The sequence below is a fragment of the Streptomyces sp. NPDC059247 genome (assembly GCF_042754005.1).
GTDB lineage: Bacteria > Actinomycetota > Actinomycetes > Streptomycetales > Streptomycetaceae > Streptomyces.
The window spans coordinates 862,814-882,425 of sequence record NZ_JBHYZW010000001.1 but is presented as its reverse complement, the minus strand read 5'-3'; the positions used below and the strand labels follow the sequence as shown (position 1 = coordinate 882,425).

At 74.7% G+C, this 19,612-nt stretch carries 19 protein-coding genes; 6 read left to right on the top strand and 13 right to left on the bottom strand.

Annotation, left to right across the window (positions count from 1 at the left end):
- Positions 1–191: 191 nt before the first annotated feature.
- Entirely contained in the window at positions 192–1,034 is an 843-nt protein-coding gene (locus tag ACFXGN_RS03675; protein WP_384852922.1) for a LysR family substrate-binding domain-containing protein, read from the bottom strand.
- 63 nt (positions 1,035–1,097) lie between these two features.
- Between ACFXGN_RS03675 and ACFXGN_RS03670 the strand changes: the two genes are divergently transcribed.
- From ACFXGN_RS03670 to ACFXGN_RS03660, 3 genes are all read left to right on the top strand, one after another.
- Positions 1,098–1,496 carry a DUF5997 family protein gene (locus ACFXGN_RS03670; protein ID WP_384852919.1) on the top strand — a complete coding sequence of 133 codons (399 nt, stop codon included), beginning with the start codon at positions 1,098–1,100 and terminating at the stop codon, positions 1,494–1,496.
- A gap of 74 nt (positions 1,497–1,570) precedes the next feature.
- Complete coding sequence (locus ACFXGN_RS03665) at positions 1,571–2,497, top strand: universal stress protein (RefSeq protein WP_384852917.1); 927 nt, start codon at positions 1,571–1,573, stop codon at positions 2,495–2,497.
- Positions 2,498–2,618: 121 nt separating this feature from the next.
- Entirely contained in the window at positions 2,619–3,419 is an 801-nt protein-coding gene (locus ACFXGN_RS03660; RefSeq protein ID WP_384852914.1) for a VOC family protein, read from the top strand.
- Between the two features lie 70 nt (positions 3,420–3,489).
- On the opposite strand, the gene ACFXGN_RS03655 is transcribed toward ACFXGN_RS03660, so the two are convergent.
- The 8 genes from ACFXGN_RS03655 to ACFXGN_RS03620 form a co-directional block, all read right to left on the bottom strand.
- Entirely contained in the window at positions 3,490–5,079 is a 1,590-nt protein-coding gene (locus ACFXGN_RS03655) for a hypothetical protein (RefSeq protein WP_384852912.1), read from the bottom strand.
- Between the two features lie 116 nt (positions 5,080–5,195).
- A complete protein-coding gene (locus ACFXGN_RS03650) occupies positions 5,196–5,390 on the bottom strand; it encodes a hypothetical protein (protein WP_366440912.1) in 195 nt (64 codons plus the stop codon).
- 130 nt (positions 5,391–5,520) lie between these two features.
- A complete protein-coding gene (locus ACFXGN_RS03645; protein ID WP_384852908.1) occupies positions 5,521–6,174 on the bottom strand; it encodes a hypothetical protein in 654 nt (217 codons plus the stop codon).
- Positions 6,171–6,842, bottom strand: a complete 672-nt coding sequence (locus ACFXGN_RS03640) for an ABC transporter ATP-binding protein (RefSeq protein ID WP_384852906.1) — start codon at positions 6,840–6,842, stop codon at positions 6,171–6,173. The genes ACFXGN_RS03645 and ACFXGN_RS03640 overlap by 4 nt, the downstream gene beginning before the upstream one ends.
- Positions 6,835–7,947, bottom strand: a complete 1,113-nt coding sequence (locus ACFXGN_RS03635; RefSeq protein WP_384852903.1) for an ABC transporter ATP-binding protein — start codon at positions 7,945–7,947, stop codon at positions 6,835–6,837. Before ACFXGN_RS03635 ends, ACFXGN_RS03640 begins: the two co-directional genes overlap by 8 nt.
- Complete coding sequence (locus ACFXGN_RS03630) at positions 7,944–8,780, bottom strand: ABC transporter permease (protein WP_384852900.1); 837 nt, start codon at positions 8,778–8,780, stop codon at positions 7,944–7,946. The genes ACFXGN_RS03635 and ACFXGN_RS03630 overlap by 4 nt, the downstream gene beginning before the upstream one ends.
- Complete coding sequence (locus tag ACFXGN_RS03625) at positions 8,773–9,765, bottom strand: ABC transporter permease (RefSeq protein WP_384852897.1); 993 nt, start codon at positions 9,763–9,765, stop codon at positions 8,773–8,775. The genes ACFXGN_RS03630 and ACFXGN_RS03625 overlap by 8 nt, the downstream gene beginning before the upstream one ends.
- Positions 9,762–11,375: an ABC transporter substrate-binding protein gene (locus ACFXGN_RS03620; protein WP_384852894.1), complete on the bottom strand. Its 1,614-nt coding sequence runs from the start codon at positions 11,373–11,375 to the stop codon at positions 9,762–9,764. The genes ACFXGN_RS03625 and ACFXGN_RS03620 overlap by 4 nt, the downstream gene beginning before the upstream one ends.
- Before the next feature lie 389 nt (positions 11,376–11,764).
- On the opposite strand from ACFXGN_RS03620, the gene ACFXGN_RS03615 reads away from it, so the two are divergent.
- A complete protein-coding gene (locus ACFXGN_RS03615) occupies positions 11,765–13,240 on the top strand; it encodes an amidase family protein (protein WP_384852891.1) in 1,476 nt (491 codons plus the stop codon).
- Between the two features lie 129 nt (positions 13,241–13,369).
- On the opposite strand, the gene ACFXGN_RS03610 is transcribed toward ACFXGN_RS03615, so the two are convergent.
- From ACFXGN_RS03610 to ACFXGN_RS03595, 4 genes are all read right to left on the bottom strand, one after another.
- A complete protein-coding gene (locus ACFXGN_RS03610; protein WP_384852889.1) occupies positions 13,370–14,473 on the bottom strand; it encodes an acyl-CoA dehydrogenase family protein in 1,104 nt (367 codons plus the stop codon).
- Positions 14,470–15,651, bottom strand: a complete 1,182-nt coding sequence (locus ACFXGN_RS03605; protein ID WP_384852887.1) for an acyl-CoA dehydrogenase family protein — start codon at positions 15,649–15,651, stop codon at positions 14,470–14,472. The genes ACFXGN_RS03610 and ACFXGN_RS03605 overlap by 4 nt, the downstream gene beginning before the upstream one ends.
- Positions 15,648–16,616 carry an NADPH:quinone oxidoreductase family protein gene (locus tag ACFXGN_RS03600; RefSeq protein ID WP_384852884.1) on the bottom strand — a complete coding sequence of 323 codons (969 nt, stop codon included), beginning with the start codon at positions 16,614–16,616 and terminating at the stop codon, positions 15,648–15,650. Before ACFXGN_RS03600 ends, ACFXGN_RS03605 begins: the two co-directional genes overlap by 4 nt.
- A 337-nt stretch (positions 16,617–16,953) precedes the next feature.
- Positions 16,954–17,541, bottom strand: coding sequence for a helix-turn-helix domain-containing protein (locus ACFXGN_RS03595; protein ID WP_384852881.1), 588 nt, complete (start codon positions 17,539–17,541; stop codon positions 16,954–16,956).
- Between the two features lie 66 nt (positions 17,542–17,607).
- Between ACFXGN_RS03595 and ACFXGN_RS03590 the strand changes: the two genes are divergently transcribed.
- The gene (locus ACFXGN_RS03590) at positions 17,608–18,585 is read left to right on the top strand and encodes an NAD(P)/FAD-dependent oxidoreductase (RefSeq protein WP_384852878.1); all 978 of its coding nucleotides are present in this window, start codon (positions 17,608–17,610) and stop codon (positions 18,583–18,585) included.
- A gap of 207 nt (positions 18,586–18,792) precedes the next feature.
- The gene (locus tag ACFXGN_RS03585; protein ID WP_384852875.1) at positions 18,793–19,572 is read left to right on the top strand and encodes a VOC family protein; all 780 of its coding nucleotides are present in this window, start codon (positions 18,793–18,795) and stop codon (positions 19,570–19,572) included.
- The last annotated feature ends 40 nt before the right edge of the window (positions 19,573–19,612 follow it).

Below are 19,612 nucleotides of genomic sequence, written 5' to 3'. Positions count from 1 at the left end.
TGATCAGTCAGTGATTCAGTCGGCGGTCAGGAGGGGCCGGGATGCCGGTCGTACCGGGAGCGTCGAGCGACCTGTCCGCCGTACGGCCCACGAGCCATGTCGGTCACGGGGGCGGCCGTGCGCGGCGCGCGCGGGCGGTGTCCGCCCGCGACGCCCCGCGTCGGCCGTGCCCGCGTCCGCGGACGGGCCGCTCAGGACTTCCGGCGCGGCTTCCCGCCGGTGCGGCCCTTCCCGGAGCCGCCGGTGCCGCCGCCCTTGCGGGCCGCGGGCCGCCCGGCCGTCCGGGAGCCCCCGCCGGGCTTCCCCGACCGGGCGGGGTCGGTCTGCTTCCGGCCGCCGCCCTTCCGCTCCTTCGGCTGCTTCTGGCCCTTCAGGGCCTCGGCGCGACGCCCCCGGGTGCTGTTCACGGTGCGGCCCCGCACGATCCCGATGAACTCCTCCACCAGGTCGGGCGCCTCGTCGGCGGCGGGCCAGGCGAGACCCACCCGGGACTGGGCGACGTCCACGAGCGTCCGGTAGGTGAGGTCCTTGCGGTGGTGCAGCCGGGCCACGGACTGCGGGACCGCGAGCACGCCCACGCCCGCCGCGACCAGCTCGATCGCGTCGGCGGTGGTCGCCGGGCGCTCGTTCGCCGCGAGGCCCGGCGGCCGTTCCCAGCCCAGGGTGTCGTCGAGGGGGTGCAGCACCAGTTCCCCGGCGAGGTCGTCCGCCGTGAGCTCCTCGGCGGCGGTGAACGCGTGGTCCTTGGGGACGACCACGACCGTGGTCTCCGTGTAGAGCGGGATCGCGCTGAGGTCGTCGCCGTCGACGGGGAGCCGGACAAGCCCGGCGTCGGCCGTGCCGTCCCGGAGCGCCCCGAAGGCCTCGGCGGGCGTCACGGGGAGCAGCCCGAGGGACACGTCGGGCAGCCGCTCGTGCCAGACCCGCACCCACTTCGAGGGGGTCACCCCGGGGACGTACGCCAGCCGGAAGGAGGGGGCGCCGGAGGGGGAATCCGAAGCGAGGTCTGAGGGGGGAGCGTCCGAGCCTGTCACTCCGCCAGGTTACCGGTAGCAGCCGTGGTCGGAGTTCGTCCGGGCGATCGATACCCTTGACCCATGACGTCGCACCAGAGCACCCAGACGATGAAGCCCGCCACCGCGGCGAAGAAGCTGGGTGTGTACCTCGAGGCCACCCCCGCCGATTTCCAGGAGGGTGTCGTCTCGCGCTCCGAGCTGAACGAGCTCCAGTCGAACCCGCCCGCCTGGCTCCAGGAGCTCCGCAAGAACGGCCCGCACCCCCGTCCGGTGGTCGCGCAGAAGCTGGGCGTCTCCATCGCCGGTCTCGCGCGCGGAGGCATCACCGAGCCCCTCACCACCGAGCAGATCGAAGCCCTCAAGCAGGAGTTCCCCGAGTGGCTGCGCAAGGAGCGCAACACTCAGCTGGAGGTCCGCAAGGAGACCGTCCGCATCAAGGAGCGCGACGCGGAGCGGGCCACCCGCCAGCAGGAGGCCTGACCCTCTCCCCCGGGACCGGCCGCGGCCGGTCCTGACCGGTGTGGCGGACGGGCGCGCGCGGGAGGCATTCCCGCATGAGTGACACGAGCACCGCGCCCGAGCCGCCGGTCGTCGTCGGCGTGGACGGTTCCGCGCACAGTCTGCGGGCCCTGGAATGGGCCCTGGGTTCCGCCGAGCGCCTGGGATCGCCGCTGGTCGTGGCCCACGTACGGTCCGGCGCGGTGCCGACCGGCTCCCCCGGCGGCGCCCCGGAGCCGCCGGACCCCGTCCTGCGCGCCGTACGGACCGTGGTGGAGGAGCGCGGGCACCGTGTTCCCGTGCGGTACGCGCCCCTGGACGGGACCGTGACCGAGGCCCTCACGGCGGCGTCCCGGGACGCCCGGCTCCTGGTGACCGGCTCCCGGGGGCACGGCGGTTTCGCCACCCTGCTGCTCGGCTCGGCCGGACGCACCCTCGCCGCCACCGCGCCCTGTCCGCTCGTCGTCGTCCCGCACGAGGCGCGCACGGCGGCCCTGGAGAGCGGGGCGGGAGCGGGCCGGGTGCTGCTGGGGCTGGCGGCCGAGGAGACCCCGGACGCGGTGGTGGCCTTCGCCTTCGGGGCGGCGCACCACCGGGGCGTGCCGCTGGAGGTGGTGACCGCCTTCCGGATCCCGCCGCAGCCGGGCGCGCTCCTCGCGGCCCCCTCCCCCGCGCTCCAGGTGCCGCCGCCGCTGCCGTTCGAGGACGACACGGAGCAGATCCTGCGGGAGGCGGAGCGGGAGCAGACCGCGCGGCTCGCGCCGTTCGCGGAGCGGTGGCCGGGGGTCGGGTTCACGGCCTCGGTGGTGCCGGGGGACGCGGCGGGGCGGCTCGTGGAGGGCTCGCGGGACGCCGGGCTCATCGTGGTGGGGCGCCATCACCGGCATCGCTTCGGTTCCCTCCTCCTCGGTTCGGTCACCCACGCGGTGCTCCAGCACGCGTACTGCCCGGTGGCCGTGGTTCCTCCGGGGCCGTCCGCCTGATTCCCCGTAATCGATCACCAGTTTGATTAGCGTGACCGTGTGCCACCGCGCGCTCCGGGGCGAGCGTGACTAGCGTGGCTCACAGGAACACGTCATCGAATCGGAAGTGGGAGTCACCGTCATGGCCGCACGACCTGAGGGCACACCGGTCTGGACCGACGCGATGTTCACCGACCTGGAGGGCGCCAAGACCTTCTACGGGGACGTGCTCGGCTGGACCTTCGGCGAGTCCTCCTCCGAATACGGCAACTACACCCAGGCCTACAAGAACGGCAAGGCCGTCGCGGCGGTCGTCCCGCCCATGCCCGGCCAGGACGGCGAGGCCCGGTCGGCCTGGTGTCTGTACCTGGCCTCGCCGGACGTCGCCGCGACGGCGGAGAAGATCCGGAGCGCGGGCGGCACCGTCCTGATGGAGCCGATGCAGGTCGGCGACTTCGGCTCGATGTGCCTCGCGCAGGACCCGGCGGGCGTCACGTTCGGTGTCTGGCAGGCCGGTCGCCACGAGGGCTTCGAGCTGGAGGGCGAGACCGGCTCGTACACCTGGGCGGAGGTCTTCACCCGGGAGCCCGCGAAGTCCGACGCGTTCTTCACGGAGGTCTTCGGCTACGGCAGCAAGAAGATCAAGGACGAGCACGTGGACTACCGGATCTTCGACCTCGGCGGTCCGCAGCCGGTCCTCGGACGGATGGTGATGTCGGCGGAGGACTTCCCGCCGGAGGTCCCCTCGTACGTCCAGCTGTACTTCGCCGTCGACAACTGCGACAAGGCCGTCGAGGCCGCCGAACGTCTCGGCGGGCGGAAGGTGTTCGGGCCGATGGACAGCCCGTTCGGCCGGTTCGCGGCGGTCCTCGACCCGCAGGGCGCCCCGTTCGCCGTGATCGACGCGAAGACCACCGTCGGCGAGATGCCCGAGCTGGTCTGAGTCCCGCACGACGGCCGCCCCCGGGACCTCGGAGGTCCCGGGGGCGGCCGTCGGGTGCGCCGTGCGGGGCTCAGGCGGTGTCGCGGACGGCCACGATGCCGTTGAAGACGCCCACGTAGGCGGTGCCGTCGGGGCCGAGGGTGATCGGCGCCCAGTTGTTGTCGTAGGAGAGCCCGGTGCCGGTGAAGCGGCTGAAGGCCCGGCGGCCGGTGCGGAAGTCGACGGCGGTGAGGTACCAGGCGTCGACGCCCCAGGAGTTGGGGCGCTTCTCGTAGAAGTAGAGCAGTCCGTTGGCGGTGGAGAGCTTCGGCACGGTCGAGGGCGAGCGGACGTCGCTCTCCCAGACGGTGTCGCAGCCGCTGCCGTCGGCGCGGACGTCGATCCGGGTGGCGCCGCCGACGACACTGCGGCCGAGCAGGAGCGTGCTCGGGTTCTCGTAGCCGTAGTTGTTCTCGACGACGAGGCTGTTGCCCCAGCTGATCAGCGAGTTGTCGGTGGTGGAGGCGCCGCGCCCGAAGACCGGGACCTTGCAGACGAGCCGTCCGCCCTCGGGGACGTCGGCGCCCCTGCGGTAGACGAGGACGTTCATCCGCTCGTCGGCGTTGTCGGTGATGGCGACGTACTCGTCGTGGACGCCGAACAGATCGGGGGTGGTGCCCGAACCCTGGTTCACCGAGCCGGGCTTGGTGCCGGTGCCCCGGTCGTACGCCTCCCGCCACCGCACGCGCGGAACGCCGTCGGCATCGGCTTCGAAGGAGTACAGGGCGTGGTCGGTGACGAGCGAGACGCCGTCCTCGGCGACGGAGAAGGAGTTCTGGATCTCCTCGCCCGCGAGGCGGACCGCGCGCAGCCTCCCGGTGGCCGGATCGACGGTGCCGACCCGCCCGAGGCGGGTCACCCACCAGATGCGGCCCTCCCAGTCCGGCATGACGGAGGTGACGGGATCGCAGACGCCGCTGGGGAACAGGTTCGTCCAGGTGACGCAGTCGTGCGGCACCAGCGAGGTCAGGTCCCAGTCGTCCTCGACGACGAACTCCCATGACCCGTCCGGCTTCTGACGGTGCGACAGGCGCTGGATGTGCTGCCGGGAGTCGGCGAGGACGACCCGGTCCCGCTCGTCGAGGAAGAAGTAGGCGCCCCCCGAGGTGTCCTTGAAGATCTTCTCGAAGTCGAGGCGGGTGATCGCCTCGACGGTGGAGGAGCGCTGCGGCAGCTTGTACTCGGCGAGGGTGTCCAGGGTGCGCGGGTCCAGCAGCTTCAGGAGGAAGCCGCTGAAGGTGCCGCAGACGGTGACGAGCCTGCCGCCGGAGTCGAAGGTGACGGTGGCGCACTCGCCGCCGACCGGGGCGATCTTCTCGCTGACGACGCCCGGGGCGCGGCCGAGCGGCCCGGGGTAGGGGTGGGTGCCGCTGCCCGCGCCGTCGGCGTGCATCCCGCTGCGCCCGTTGGGGGCGAGGTACGGGTGCTGGGCGGGGCCCTTCCCCGGCACCGGGAGCGCGGCGGCGGGGGCGCCCTCGTAGTGCTCCACGAGACGGTGGCCGGGGGCGAGGGGGATCTCCTGGGCCTGGGCCACGGGCGCGGCGCCGGTCAGGAGGATCGCGCCGAGCGCGGTGGCGGCCACCAGGGCGCGCGCTCGTCCTCGGGTCGGGTGGGGGCTCACGGCGGCTCCTCGGGTTGCCTGTGTCTGTCGCGCCGGCGGCCGACGCTAGGCCCGAGGATCTGAGATGTACATGGCATCGGCTCCGGTTTCACGGGCGGTTCACGGTGCCGCAACGCTCAGGGCCGGATGCTGGAGACCAGGTCGGCGGTGGCGGCGACCCCGTGGTGGATGGTGGGCGCCATGCCGGTCCCGGCGAGGAAGAAGCCGAGCAGCGCGCAGACGAGGGCGTGGCTGACCTTGAGCCCGCCGCCCCGCAGGAAGACCGTGGCCAGGATCAGCAGCAGCACCACGACGGAAAGGGAAACGACCATCGGCCTCACGTCCTCCTTCTGCCGCAACTGAATTGCGGCGTTCGGCGGACATTGTGGCGGAAAAGGAGGTTCGTCCGGGTGGACGGCGGGGCGGCCATACGGGTGGAACCCGGGCGGAACGGGGGCGCGGTCAGTCGCCGGAGGCGCGGAGGGCCGCGAAGGTCTCCGCGACGGTCGGCCGCCGGACGGCGTCGAGTCCGGGGTCGGCGAGCAGCGCCTCGATCAGCGCGGTGTCCCCGAAGACCTGGGTGGCGCTCAGATCGTGGTCGGTCACGACCAGCCAGTGCCCGTCGGCGGCCCACCAGGTGGCGGGGAAGTGGAAGTCCGGCCCGGCGTCGTGGTGGGCGAGGGCGTCACCGAGCCTGCCGCGCCGGGCCAGGAGCGTCTCGTCGGGCGGCACCGCGACGGGCGCCTGGGCCGCGCCGCAGCGGGTGTCGGGTCCCCCGGGCGACCGCCGGACGAGGTGCTCGACGAGCCGGGCCAGCGAGGCCCGGTCCAGCTCCGCCGGGTCGGGCCCGTCGAGTTCGTCCGCGCCCGTCACGTCCTCGAAGACCAGGTGGGAGAGGGTGCCCGGCCAGTCGGTGAGGCGTCGGTCCGCCCGGGACAGGACCTCGTCCCAGCGGAGTCGTACCGGACCGTCGTGGATGCCGTGGAGGAGCCAGCAGTGGTCCTCGTAGCCCCGCGTGGGCTCGTAGCCGCAGGGGGCTTCGAGGAGCGCGGCCCGCAGCCCGTCGAGAGGGTCGTCCTCGGCGACGCGGGGCCAGGGGTCCGGTGTCCCGGTCACGGGGTCTCCTCGGCGGGCAGGCAGTCGGTCCAGTCCACCGTGCGGTCGCACCAGCGGCGCAGCAGGACGCGGTCGTGGCCGACGGCGAGGAGCCCGGCGCCGGTCTCGGCCCGGTAGCCCTCGACGGCGGCGACGAGCGCCGCCGTGGTGGAGGCGTCGAGCATGGCGGTCATCTCGTCGCAGATCAGCCAGCGGGGGCGCAGGGCCAGGGCGCGGCCCAGGCAGGCCCTCTGGAGCTGTCCGTCGCTGACCTCGTGCGGGCGGCGGACCAGCAGGTCGGGGGTGAGGCCGACGGCCGGGGCGAGTTCCGCGAGGCGCCCGGCGGCCTCGGCGCGGCGGCCGGTGGCGCGGAGCGGCTCGACGAGCAGGTCGGCGAGGGTCAGGCGGGGGTCGGCGGCGGTCCTGGGCTGCTGGAAGACCACGCCGACGGAGGTCCGCAGGGCGCGCGGGGCGCGGTGCCGCCAGGCCCGGACCTCGGTGCCGTCGAGGACGAGACGGCCCGCGTCGGGGCGGTGCAGGAGGGCGGCGACCCGGGCCAGGGTGGACTTGCCGCAGCCGCTGGGGCCGAGGAGTCCGACGGACTCGCCGGGGGCGACGGTGAGCGAGGCGCCCCGGAAGACGGGGGCGCGGCGCTCGTATCCGGCGGTGACGGAGTCGAGTTCAAGCACGGGGGCGCTCCGGATGGTGGCAGGCGACGCCCGCGGTGGGCTCCGGCCGGACGGCGCAGGCTTCCCCGGCGCGGGGGCAGCGGGCGGCGAAGGCGCAGCCGTCGGGCAGGTCCGACAGTTCCGGGGGCATCCCGGGGATCGGGGTGAACGCCCGGTCGGGCAGGGCGTCGAGGAGGCCCCGGGCGTAGGGGTGGCGGGGGCCGACCGTGCCGAAGAAGCGGTGGGCGGGGGCGATCTCGACGATGCGGCCCGCGTACATGACGGCGACGCGGTCGGCGATCCGCGCGGCGGCGGTCAGGTCGTGGGTGATGAGGAGCAGGGCGCGGCCGTCGTCGGCGTGGCGGCGCAGTTCGTCCGCGGTGCGCTCGACGAGGTCGCGGTCGAGTCCGGTGGTGGGTTCGTCGGCGATGAGCAGCGGTGCGCCGCCGATGAGGGCGAGGGCGGTGGCGGCGCGCTGGGCGAGTCCGCCGGACAGCTCGTGCGGGTACCGGTCCAGGTGCCCGGCGGGGAAGGCGGCGCGGTCGGCGGCGTCCTCGGCCGCCTCGCGGCGGGCCCTGCGGGCGGTACCGGTGAGGGCGCGGACGGTCTCCTCCAGTTGGGACCGGACCGTGCGGACGGGGGTGAGGTGGGCGGCGGGGCTCTGCGGTACGAGGCCGACGCGGCGGCCCCGTACCGTGCGCGCGAGGGTCTTCTCGTCGGCGGTGAGCAGATCGACACCGGCCCGGTCCCCTGCGCCCGCGAGCAGGGCGGAGCCCGAGGTCTCGGCGTTGCCGGGCAGCAGGCCGAGGAGGGCGGAGGCGAGGACGGACTTGCCGCAGCCGCTCTCGCCGACGAGGGCCAGGCACTCGCCCGCGCCGAGGTCGAAGTCGGCGCCGGTGACGGCGGCGACGGTCCGGCCGCCGCGCAGCCGGAAGCGGACGGTGAGGTCGCGGACGCTGAGGACGGCGTCCCCGGCTCGCTCGGCGGAGACCGCGTCGAGGGCGCGGAGGAGGTCGCCCCCGGGCCGACGGGTGGGGGTGGTGGGGCTTTGGGGAGTGGTGGAGCCTCGGGGAGTGATGGAGCTCGGAGGGGTGGTGGAGCCTCGGGGGGTGGTGGGGCCGTTCACAGCATCAGCTCCGATCGGCGGCGCGGGTTGAGCCGGTCGCGCCACACTCCGGCGAGTCCGGCGATGGCGAGGGTCGGCACGATGAGCAGCAGGCCGGGGAAGAGCGTGGGCCAGCCGTGCCCGGCGAGGAGCGAGGAGCGCGCGTTCTGCACCAGGTTGCCGAGGCTGGCCTGGTGGCTCGGCAGTCCGAGGCCGAGGAAGGACAGCGCGGACTCGTGCCACATGGCGTGCGGGACCATCAGGACGGCGGCGAGCCCCGCCTGCGGAAGCACGGCGGGCAGCAGGTGCCGGACGGCGACCCGCCACCGTCCGGCGCCGCCGGAGACCGCCGCGTCGACGAACGGCCGGGTGCGCAGGGAGAGCACCTCGGAGCGCACGATGCGGGCGGTGGAGAGCCAGTGGGTGACGGCGACGGACACGATCACGGGCCAGACCCCGGGCCGGAAGAGGGCGACCACGAAGATGCCGAGGAGCAGGTGCGGCACGGACGAGAAGGCGTCGACGAGCCGCATCAGACAGCGGTCGGTCCAGCCGCCGAGCGCTCCGGCGGCGGCTCCGACGGCCGTGCCGACGACGGTCGCGACGAGGGCCGCGACCAGTCCGACGAGCAGCGAGATCCGCAGGCCGTAGACGCAGCGCAGGAGCAGGTCGCGCCCGAGGTCGTCGGTGCCGAAGGGGTGCTCCCAGGACGGCGGGAGGAGCTTGCGGGAGAGGTCGACGGCCTGTTCGTCGAGCTGGACCAGCGGAGGGACGAGCAGGACGGCGAGGAGGACCGCGCCGACGACGGCGGCGGAGCTCCACAGGCGCAGGCGGTGGGTGCGCGGGTCAGCCATCGAAGCCCACCCTCGGGTCCGCGAGTCCGTACAGGAGGTCGGAGAGCAGGTTCCCGGCGAGGACGGCGGCGGTGGCGAGCACGGTGAGCGCGGCGAGCAGCGGGAAGTCGACGGAGGTCGCCGCCTGGACGGTGGCGGCGGCGATCCCGGGCCAGCTGAAGACGGTCTCCACGAGGAGGGCTCCGGTGATGAGTTCGGGGACGCGGGAGCCGACGAGGGTGAGCATGGGCAGCATCCCGGAGCGCAGCGCGTGGCCGGTGAGGACGGTGCGTTCGCTCAGCCCCCGGGCGCGGGCGCCGCGCACGGGGTCCTCGTCGAGGGCGTCGCCAACGCCCTGGCGCACGTACAGGAAGAACCAGGGCAGCTGCGAGACGCCGAGGACGAGCGCGGGCAGCACCAGGTGCCGGGCGACCTGGTCGAAGGTGACGGTGTCGCTGGCGGTGTCGGTGAGGCCTCCGGCGGGCAGCACGCCCAGCCGCAGGGCGAAGAACCAGATGGCGAGGAGGCCCAGCCAGAAGGCGGGGGCCGCTTCCAGGGTGTACGCGACGGAGCTGACGGCCCGGTCGACCAGACCGCCCCTGCGGCGTCCGGCGAGGACCCCGAGGAGGGTGCCGAGCGCGATGGCGACGAGGAAGGCGGTGACGGCGAGGAGGACGGACCAGCCGAGCCGTTCGCCGACGACCTCGGCGACCGGGCGGCGCATCACGGAGGAGTCGCCGAAATCGCCGGTGAGGGCGGAGGTGAGCCATTCCCACCAGCGGGTGAGGAGGGGCCGGTCCACGCCGAGGTTGGCGCGGAGCTGGTCGAGGTTCTCCTGCGAGGCGGTGAGTCCCGCGGTCCCCGCGTACGCCTTGACGGGGTCGAAGGGGGACGCCTCGGCGACGGCGAACACCGCGAGGGTGACGCCGAGAAGGACGGGGACGGCGGCCAGGGCGCGCCGTCCCGTCATCCGGGCCATGGGCCCCCAGGGGAGGCGGTGGGTCACTTCGCGGTCGTTCCGGTGTTCTTCGGCTTCCAGGTCTCGATGTTCCACCAGGGGCCGGAGGCGAGACCGTGGTCGTGGGGCTCGGTCTGGGTGCTGAGCCCGTCCCAGGCGTCGTTCACGACGTAGAGGTGGTCGATGTGGGTGAGGAAGGTGTAGCCGGGGTTCTTGACCAGTTCGCGCTGGATCGTGTCGTACGCGGCGCGGCGCAGGGCGGGGTCGTCGGTGCGGCGGCCGTCCTCCAGTGCGCGGTCGACGGTCCCGTCGGCGTACCAGGCCATGTTGTTGAAGCCGTCCCCGGCGAGGGTGGACTTCAGCAGGAGGTACTGGTCGAAGTCGGGGTCGCCGGGGGAGCCGCCGCCCGCGAGGACCGCGTCGGTCTTCATCCGGGGCTCGATGACCTCCCAGGTACCGGCCTGGGCGGTGATCTCGATGCCCGCCTTCTTGGCGTCGGAGGCGTAGGCGAGGGCGTGGTCCTGGCGGAGCTTGTCGCCGGAGAGGTACCAGAGCGGGAAGGCGGCGCGGACGCCGTTCTTGACGCGGACGCCGTCGGGACCGGGCTTCCAGCCCGCCTCGTCGAGGATCTCCTGCGCCCCGGCGAGGTCGTGGCGGCGTTCGGTGCCCTTGGCGAACCAGGGGCTGTCGGTGGGGACGGGCCCGTAGGCGGGCTTCCCGGCCCCTTCGAGGATCTTGTCGACCATCGTCTGGCGGTCCACGGCGAGGTCGAGGGCGCGCCGGACGGCGGTGTCGCCCGTGACCCGGTGGTGGGTGGGGAGGGTGACCGTGCGGTAGTCGTAGGTCTTCGCGGTCCAGGTCTTCCTGGCCTTGTCGCCCTTGAACCCGGCGGCGAGGTTGGGCGGCAGGATCGCGCCGTCGAGGTCCCCGGCGCGCAGCCGGGTGGCGCGGACGTCGTCGTCCTTGATGATCGCCATGGTGAACTTCTTCACCGCGGGCGCGCCGTTCCAGTACGTCGGGTTGGCCTTGAAGGTGAGCTTCTCGCCCTTGGACCAGCCGGTGAGGACGTACGGGCCGGTGCCGATCGGCTTGCCGGAGAAGGCTCCGGTGTTGACGTCCTGCTTCCCGGCGACGTGCTCGGGCGCGATGGCCTGGACGGTGCGCTGGGCGAAGGGCGCGTAGGGGTACTTGAGGCGGAAGACGACGGTGCCGTCACCGACCGCGTCGACGCTCTTGAGGGCGTCGAGTTCGGTGCGGGAGGCGTTGTTGGTCTTCGGGTCGAGGATCGTCCGGTAGGTGTAGACGACGTCCTTCGCGGTGAAGGGGACGCCGTCGCTGAAGGTGACCCCCTTGCGGAGGGTGTACGTGTACGTGAGGCCGTCGTCGCTGATCCGGGGCAGCGCGGTGGCGAGCGCCGGGGTGAGCCTCATGTCGGCGTCGAGGGCGAGGAGCCCGTCGAAGATCTTGGAGTTGCCGTCCTTGCCGTAGCCGAGGAGGGGGCTGAGGCTCTCGGGCTCGTAGGCGATGCCGACGACCGCGGAATCCTTGGGTCCGGTGGTGCCTCCGGCGGCGCCGGGGTTCGAGCAGGCTGCCGCGGTGAGTGCGACGGCCGCCGCGGGTATCGCGGCGGCGGCACGCCGGAAGGATCGGGCGGTCATCGTGGCCACACCTCTTCTTGGAGATCAACTGTTGTTGCGAGCAGCTTGCAATTAAACAGTATGTAAGGAAAAGGGGACACAGAGGCCCCTTACGTGCGGAGGTTCCGGCCACGTTCCGGACACTCGGGGGGTCCGCGCGCCGTGCACTCACTGCCGGTGGGGCCGTCGTCGGCTCCTGGGGCTCCGGGGACTCCGGAGGCTCCCGGACTCCTGGGCCCCTGGGCTCCCGGGCTCCCGGGCTCCCGGGCTCCCGGGCTCCCGGGCTCCCGGCACCGTGCTCTCCGTGGCCCCACCCGTCACTCCCGGCGGCCCCCACCCCACGTACTCCCGCGGGTTCCCCCGTCGTTCCGTACGATGATCCGTCCGCCGTCCCACCGGGAGTCCCCCTCGTGAACCGTCCCACCGCCCTGTACCGCGCCACCGCCCGGACGCAGCTCGCCGCCCTGCGCCGCCGCACGGTGACCGCGCGGGAACTCCTCGACCAGGTCCTGGCCCATCACGCCGAGGTGGGCCCCGGTGTCAACGCCCTGGTGACCCTCGACGCCGAGGGGGCGCGCGCCGCCGCCGACCGGGCCGACCGGCACCTGGCGGACACCGGCCGCACGCTGGGGCGGCTGCACGGGCTGCCGATGACGGTCAAGGACTCCCTGGAGACCGCCGGGCTGCGGACCACGTGCGGCAGCCCGGACCTGGCGGAGCACGTACCGGAGCGGGACGCGGACGCCGTGGCGCTGCTGCGGGCGGCCGGGGCGGTCGTCCTCGGCAAGTCGAACGTCCCGCCGATGTGCCAGGACCTCCAGACCTCCAGCCCGCTCGTCGGGACGACGGTCAACCCCCACTCCCCCGCCCACACGGCGGGCGGCTCCTCGGGCGGCGCGGCGGCGGCCGTCGCCATCGGCGTCAGCGCCCTGGAGGTCGGCTCCGACCTCGCCGGATCGCTCCGGCTCCCGGCCGCGTACTGCGGTGTCCTCGCGCTCCGCACCTCGCGGGGCGCGGCGCCGGTCGTTCCCGTCCGGGGGCACGTCCCGCGCCCGCCGGGCTGGCTCACCGGTGCGGACATGCTCGCTCTCGGGCCGGTCGCCCGGAACGCCGACGACCTCGCCCTGCTGCTCGGCGTGCTCGCCGCGCCCGCGCCCGCCGACCGGGCCGCGTGGCGCGTCGACCTGCCGGGGCCGACCAGGACGACGCTGCGCGGGCAGCGCGTCGGGGTGTGGGCCGACGACCCGTACTGCGGGGTGGACGCGGCGACCCGGGACCTGCTGGAGCGCGTGGTCCACGCGGTGCGCGAGGCGGGTGCCGAGGTGGACGGGACGTCCCGGCCGGTCGGCTTCGCGGCGAGCGACACCCTGTTCCGGCGTCTGATGTTCGCGACCTCGGCCGCGTCCGCTCCGGACGACGTGTTCGCGGCGGAGGTCGAGGCCGCCGCCTCGGTTCCGGACGGCTCCCCCGCCGCCGTGTACCTGAGGTCGCGCACGGTGCGGCACCGCGACTGGGCGCGCGCCGACGAGGAGCGGCACGCCCTCCGGGCCGCGTGGGAGGCGTACTTCGAGACGCACGACCTGCTGATCACCCCGGCCGCGCCGACCGCCGCCGTGCCGGACCAGACGTCCGTGGCCGTCCAGGACCGGCACATCACCGTGGACGGGGTGCGGCGCGGCTACCACGACCAGACGAGCTGGCTGAACCTCGCCTCGCTGGTGGGCCTGCCGTCCCTGGTGCTGCCGACCGGACGGACCGCCGAGGGGCTGCCGCTGGCCGTCCAGATCATCGGCCCGTACCTGGCCGACCGCGAGGTGGTGGCCGCCGCGAAGGCCCTCGCCCGCGTCGTTCCACCCGCGCCCCGGGCCCCCGCGCTGCGCGCGTGAGGGCCCGGACCCCGACGGGCGCCGTGGTGGGCGGGGCGTCGGGCCCGGCGGCCGTACGGCGGTGGGGAGCCCGCCACGAGTGCCCCGTCGCACACGGCGGTCCGGCCCCGGCCGCCGTACGGTGACGGGTCACTCCGGCGGTGCCAGGTTCATCAGGGTGGCGACGGTGTCCTGATGGCGGCCCGGCGAACCGAGGGCGAGGGAGGCCGACTTGGCCCTCTTGAGGGCCAGGTGGGCGGGGTGTTCCCAGGTCATGCCGATCCCGCCGTGCAGTTGCACGCACTCCTCGGCGGCCCGTACCGCCGTCTTCGAGCAGTACGCCTGCGCCACCGCCACCAGGAGCGGGGCGTCCGGGTGTCCGCACGCGAGGGCGTCGGCGGCGGCGCGGGCCGCCGCGCGGGCCCCGACGACGTCCAGCCAGAGCTGGGCCATCCGGTGCTTGAGCGCCTGGAAGGAGCCGACCGGCCGGTTGAACTGATGGCGCTCGCGGGTGTGCCGGACGGTCTCGGCCAGGCACCACTCGGCGAGGCCGAGCTGTTCGGAGGCGAGGAGTCCGGCCCCGGCGAGGAGTCCGCGCCGGACGGCGGCGCCGCCGTCCGCGGCCCCGGCCAGCCGGACGCCGCCGTCCCCGGGGGTCACCACGGCGAGCGGACGCGTGAGGTCCAGCGGGACCTGCGGCGCGACCCGTGCCTCCCCGGCAGGTACGGCGTACAGGCCGTCGGCGCGCGGCACCAGGAACACGTCGGCGGCGACCGCGTCGGCGACTCCGGCGACCGAGGGGGCGGGCACCGGGTCCTGGCCCGGCGCCGTCCCCAGCGGGACGGCGAGGACCGCGACCGTGCGGCCGGACGCGAGGTCCGCGAGCAGTCCGGTGACCGCCCCTCCCCGCGCCACCAGCGCGAGCAGGGTCTCGGTGGCCATCACCGCGCTGGTCAGGTACGGCAGCGGGGTCACCGCCCGGCCCAGTTCCTCCAGGACGACGGCGGCCTCGCGGTGGCTCGCGCCCTGGCCGCCGAGCCGCTCGGGGACCAGCAGGCCCGCCGCGCCGATGCCGGTGGCGAGGGCCTTCCACAGACCGGGGACGTACGGGCTGCCCGTCTCGGTCCGCTCCAGGACCTCCCGGTGACCGGCCCTGTCCGTGAGCAGGGCGCGGACCGCCGCCCGCAGCTCCTCCTCGGTCTCGGAGTGGAGGAGGTCCAGCGGCAGTTCGTCCGGCTCCGTCCGTCCGGTCATCGGGCGAGGTCCTTCCACGGGACGTCCTTGTCGGTGCGGGGCTCCGGGGGCAGGCCGAGGACCCGCTCGGCGACGATGTTGAGCAGCACCTCGCTGGTGCCGCCCTCGATGGAGTTGCCCTTGGAGCGCAGATAGCGGTAGCCCGCGTCGCGGCCGGTGAAGTCGACGAGTTCGGGGCGGCGCATCTCCCACTCCCCGTACAACAGCCCTTCGTCGCCGAGGAGTTCGACCTCCAGGCCGCTGATCTCCTGGTTGAGGCGGGCGAAGGCGAGTTTCGCCGCGCTGCCCTCCGGGCCCGGCCTGCCCTCGGCGAGTCCCTGACGGAGGCGTTCGGCGGCGAGCCGGGCCACCTCGGCGTCGATCCAGAGTCCGAGGAGGCGCCGGTGCAGGTCGTGGGTGCGCAGTCCGGGGCGGGCGCGCCAGGTGGCGGCGGCCTTTCCGATCATGCCGCCCTCGCGCGGGAGGCGGGCGCCGCCGATGGAGACCCGCTCGTTCATGAGGGTGGTCCCGGCCACCCGCCAGCCGTCGCCCTCCGCGCCGAGGCGGTGGGTGTCGGGGATGCGGACGCCGGTGAGGAAGACCTCGTTGAACTCGGCCTCGCCGGTGATCTGGCGCAGCGGCCGGACCTCGACGCCGGGGTCGGTCATGTCGAGGACGAAGTAGGTGATGCCCCGGTGCTTGGGCGCGTCCGGGTCGGTGCGGGCGATCAGGATGGCCCAGCGGGCGAGGTGGGCGCTGGAGGTCCACACCTTCTGGCCGTTCACCACCCAGTGGTCGCCGTCGCGGACGGCCCGGGTGGCGAGGGCGGCGAGGTCGGAGCCCGCGCCGGGCTCGCTGAAGAGCTGGCACCACACCTCGTCGCCCACCCAGAGCGGCCGGAGGAACCGTCTTCTGACCTCGTCGGTGCCGTGGGCGAGGAGGGTGGGGGCGGCCATGCCGAGTCCGATGCCGATTCTGCGCGGGTCGTTGTCGGGGGCACCCGCCGCCGCCAGTTCGGCGTCGACGACGTTCTGGAGCGCGCGGGGCGCGTCGAGTCCGCCGAGGCCCACGGGGTAGTGGACCCAGGCGAGTCCGGCGTCGAAGCGGGCGCGCAGGAAGTCGGTGCGGGCGGTTCCGGCGGGCGGGTGGGCGGCCAGGAAGTCCCTTGTCCGGGTGCGGAGTTCTTCGGCGCCGGTCATGTGCGGGCTCCGTCCGGGAGGACGACGAGGCGGCCGGTGGTGGCGCCGTCGGCGACGCGCTGGACGGCGTCGGCCGCCCCGTCGAAGGGGACGCGTTCGGCGACGAGCGGTCTGATCAGGCCCTTGGCCGCGTAGGCGGTGAGGGTCTCGTGGCAGCGGGCGACCGATGCCGGGTCCTTCGCCGCGTACAGGCCCCAGTGGAGTCCGAGGATCGCGTAGTTCTTGACCAGGGCGTGGTTGAGGGCGGGCGCGGGGACGGTGCCTCCGGCGAAGCCGACGACCACGATCCGGCCCTCGAAGGCGACGCACTTCGCGGACTGCCGGTAGGCGTCGCCGCCGACCGGGTCGTAGATCACGTCGGCGCCGTGTCCGCCGGTGGCGGCCTTGACGGCGGCGACGACGTCCTCGGCGAGGCGGTCGATCACGACGTCGCAGCCGAGGGCGCGGGCGACGGCCGCCTTCGCGGGGCCGCCGACGACCCCGATGACGGTGGCTCCGGCGGCCTTGCCCAGTTGGACGGCGGCGCTGCCGACCCCTCCGGCCGCCGCGTGGACGAGGAGGGTCTCGCCGGGCCGGAGGGCGGCGCGGCGGTGCAGGCCGAACCAGCCGGTCTGGTAGCCGATGTGGAGGGCGGCGGCCTCGGCGTCGTCCAGCGCCTCGGGGGCGGGGAGGAGTCCGGCGGCGTCGGCGAGGACGTGGTCGGCGAAGCCGCCGTGCGGGAGGGCCGCGGTGGTGACGACCCGGCGTCCGTCGTCGGTCTCGGCGCAGACCTCCACGCCGGGGGTGAAGGGCAGTGGGGGCCGCACCTGGTAGTGGCCCCGGCAGAGCAGCGCGTCGGGGAAGTTGACGTTGGCGGCGCGGACCTTCAGGAGGACCTGGCCCTCGCCGGGCGTGGGCGGGGCGATCTCCTCGCGGCGCATCACCGCGCGGGGTTCCCCGTTCTCGTACACACGCCATGCCCGCATCCGGAAGCCTCCTCCGTACCGCCGATCGGTCGGAGGCATACTAAGCGGTCGCTTGCCTCTGGGGGAACGGCTCGGCCGGACTTCTTCGGTCGGGCCGGATCGCACCCCCGGCGGCGCCGGGGACCGCTCGGGCCGGGCACCGGCGGCGTCCCGCGGGGGCTCCCGCCCGGCCGCCCCCCAGGGGCGGCTTTCCCGTCCCGTACGGGGCGCCCCCGATCCCTTACGGGGCCGCCCCCATCCCGTACGGACACGCTCCGGGCCCCTCAAGGGCGCTCCCCGCCCCGTACGGGTCTCCGTCCACCCCCCTACGGGCTCACCCGCCCCGTACGGGATCCGGTCACCCCGACTTCTTCGGGCGGGCCCGTACGTGCATCCGCTCGCCCTGGGGGCCGAAGAGGCTCAGGAACTCCACCGGCCCTTCGTCCGTCGGGCCGAACCAGTGCGGTACCCGGGTGTCGAACTCCGCCGCCTCGCCCGCGCCGAGGATCACGTCGTGGTCGCCGAGGACGAGCCGGAGCCTGCCGGAGAGCACGTACAGCCACTCGTAGCCCTCGTGGACCCGGGGGTCCGGCTCCCCCCGCGTCACCTCCTGGATCACCTTGTACGCCTGGAGGCCGCCGGGCTGCCGGGTGAGCGGGAACATCGTCCGGCCGTGGCGCACGATCGGCTTGGCCCGCACCCTCGGGTCGCCGGTGGCGGGCGCGCCGACCAGCTCGTCCAGCGGGACCTGGTGGGCGCGGGCGAGCGGCAGGAGCAGTTCGAGGCTGGGTCTGCGCTGCCCGGACTCCAGCCGGGAGAGGGTGCTCACGGAGATCCCGGTGGCGGCGGACAGTTCGGCGAGGGTGACCCCCCGGTCGCGGCGGACCCGGCGGAGGCGGGGGCCGACCTCCTGGAGCACGGAGTCGATGCGGTCGTCTTCGGTCATGTCCCCAGTCTTGCAGAAACGGCAAGTTCGCTTGCCGGTACCGCCGCCCCGGGGCACGCTCGCCCCATGAACGCACATCCTGACGACGCACACGGGACCAGCACGTACGCATTCGACGCCGTGGTCGTCGGCGGCGGGGCCGCCGGGCTCAGCGCCGCCCTGATCCTGGGCCGGTCGCGGCGCCGGACCCTGGTCGTCGACGCGGGCCGCCCGCGCAACGCCCCCGCCGCCCACATGCAGGGCGTCCTCACCCGGGACGGCATGAGCCCCGAGGAGTACCTGGCCGCCGGGCGCGCCGAGGTCGCCGGTTACGGGGTCGAGGTCAGGGACGGGGAGGTGACGGGCGCGGCGCCCGACGGGAACGGCGGCTTCCTCGTCACCCTGGCGGACGGCGGCCCGGTCCGCGCCCGACGGCTGATCGTCACCACCGGGCTCGTCGACGAACTGCCCGCCGTCGAAGGGCTCGCCGCCCGGTGGGGACGCGATGTGCTGCACTGCCCGTACTGCCACGGCTGGGAGGTCCGCGACCGGGCCTTCGGCGTGATCGCCCACTCGGAGATGCCCGCGCACCAGGCGCTGATGGTGGCGCACTGGTCGAAGGACGTCACCCTCTTCACCCACACCGCGCGGGAGCTGTCCGCGCACGAGGAGGCGCTGCTCGGCGCGGCGGGCGTCCGGATCGAGCGCGGCGAGGTGACGGGGCTGGCGGTGACGGACGACCGGCTGACCGGGGTCCGGCTCGCGGACGGCCGGACCGTGGACCGTTCGGTGGTCTTCGCCGCCGCCACCCGGCTCGCGCCCCGGGACGGGCTGCTCCGGCAGCTCGGCGCGGAGCTGGGCGCCACTCCCTTCGGCGAGTTCGTCGTGGTGGACGGGACGGGCCGGACGAGCGTGCCCGGCGTGTGGGCGGCCGGGAACGTCACCGGGCCGCAGGAACAGGTGGTCAACGCCGTCAGCCGGGGCTACCGGGCGGGCGTGGCGCTCAACAACGAGCTGGTCCTCGGCGGCCTGGAGGAGGCGGTGGCCGGTCGGCCGGTCGGATGAACCCGGGCCGCCGGGCCGCAGGCCACGCCCTTCGTCGGCCGGGGATCGGTGAGGGTGGCCGGACACACACGGCACGGACCCGGGGCACGGGCCGGGCCCACGGACCCGGACCGTGGACCGCGCGACACCCGGTGGGGCGCACGGGCCACGGCCCCGGCCGGGGAGTCCGGGGGCCCGCGCCCCGGGCCGCGGAAGGACGGGACACCCATGCTCGGTACGCGGTTCACCACGGGCTCGCCCACCTGGATCGACCTCGGCAGCCCCGACACGGCGGCGGCAGCCGCCTTCTACGGGGCCGTCCTCGGCTGGGAGTTCCGCTCCGCGGGGCCCGAGGCCGGGGGCTACGGCTTCTTCCAGCAGGACGGCAGGACCGTCGCCGCGCTCGGTCCGCTCACCGAGGAGGGCGCGGAGAGCGCCTGGACGGTGTACTTCGGCACGCCGGACGCGGACGCGACGCAGCGGGCCGCCGAGTCGGCGGGCGGCGCGGTGCGCCTGCCCGCCTCCGACGTCATGGAGGCGGGCCGGATGGCCGCCCTCACCGATCCCGCCGGAGCGCGGTTCGCGGTCTGGCAGCCCGGCACCACCCGGGGACTCGACCGGACCTCGGAGACGAACACCCTGGTCTGGGTGGAGCTGCACACCGGGGACCCGGAGGCGGCGCTCGGCTTCTACCGGACCCTGTTCGGCTGGCGGTGGGCGGAGATGACCGTCCCCGGCATGACGTACCGGGTGGTCTCCACAGCCGAGGGCGATCAGCAGGACGCCTCCTTCGGCGGGGTCGCCGAGCTCCGGGACGCGGCCGAACCCGCGCGCTGGGTGCCGTACTTCGCGGTCGAGGACGCCGACGCGTCCGTACGGTCGGTGCAGGGCAACGGGGGTTCGGTCCTGATGCCCGCGGCGGACGTGCCGGACGTCGGCCGGATCGCCTGGCTGGCCGATCCGTCCGGCGCGACGTTCGCGGTCCTCAAGCCCGTGCCGATGGACTGAGCCGAACGGGTGGGCCGGGGGTCCCGGCTCCCCGGCGGCG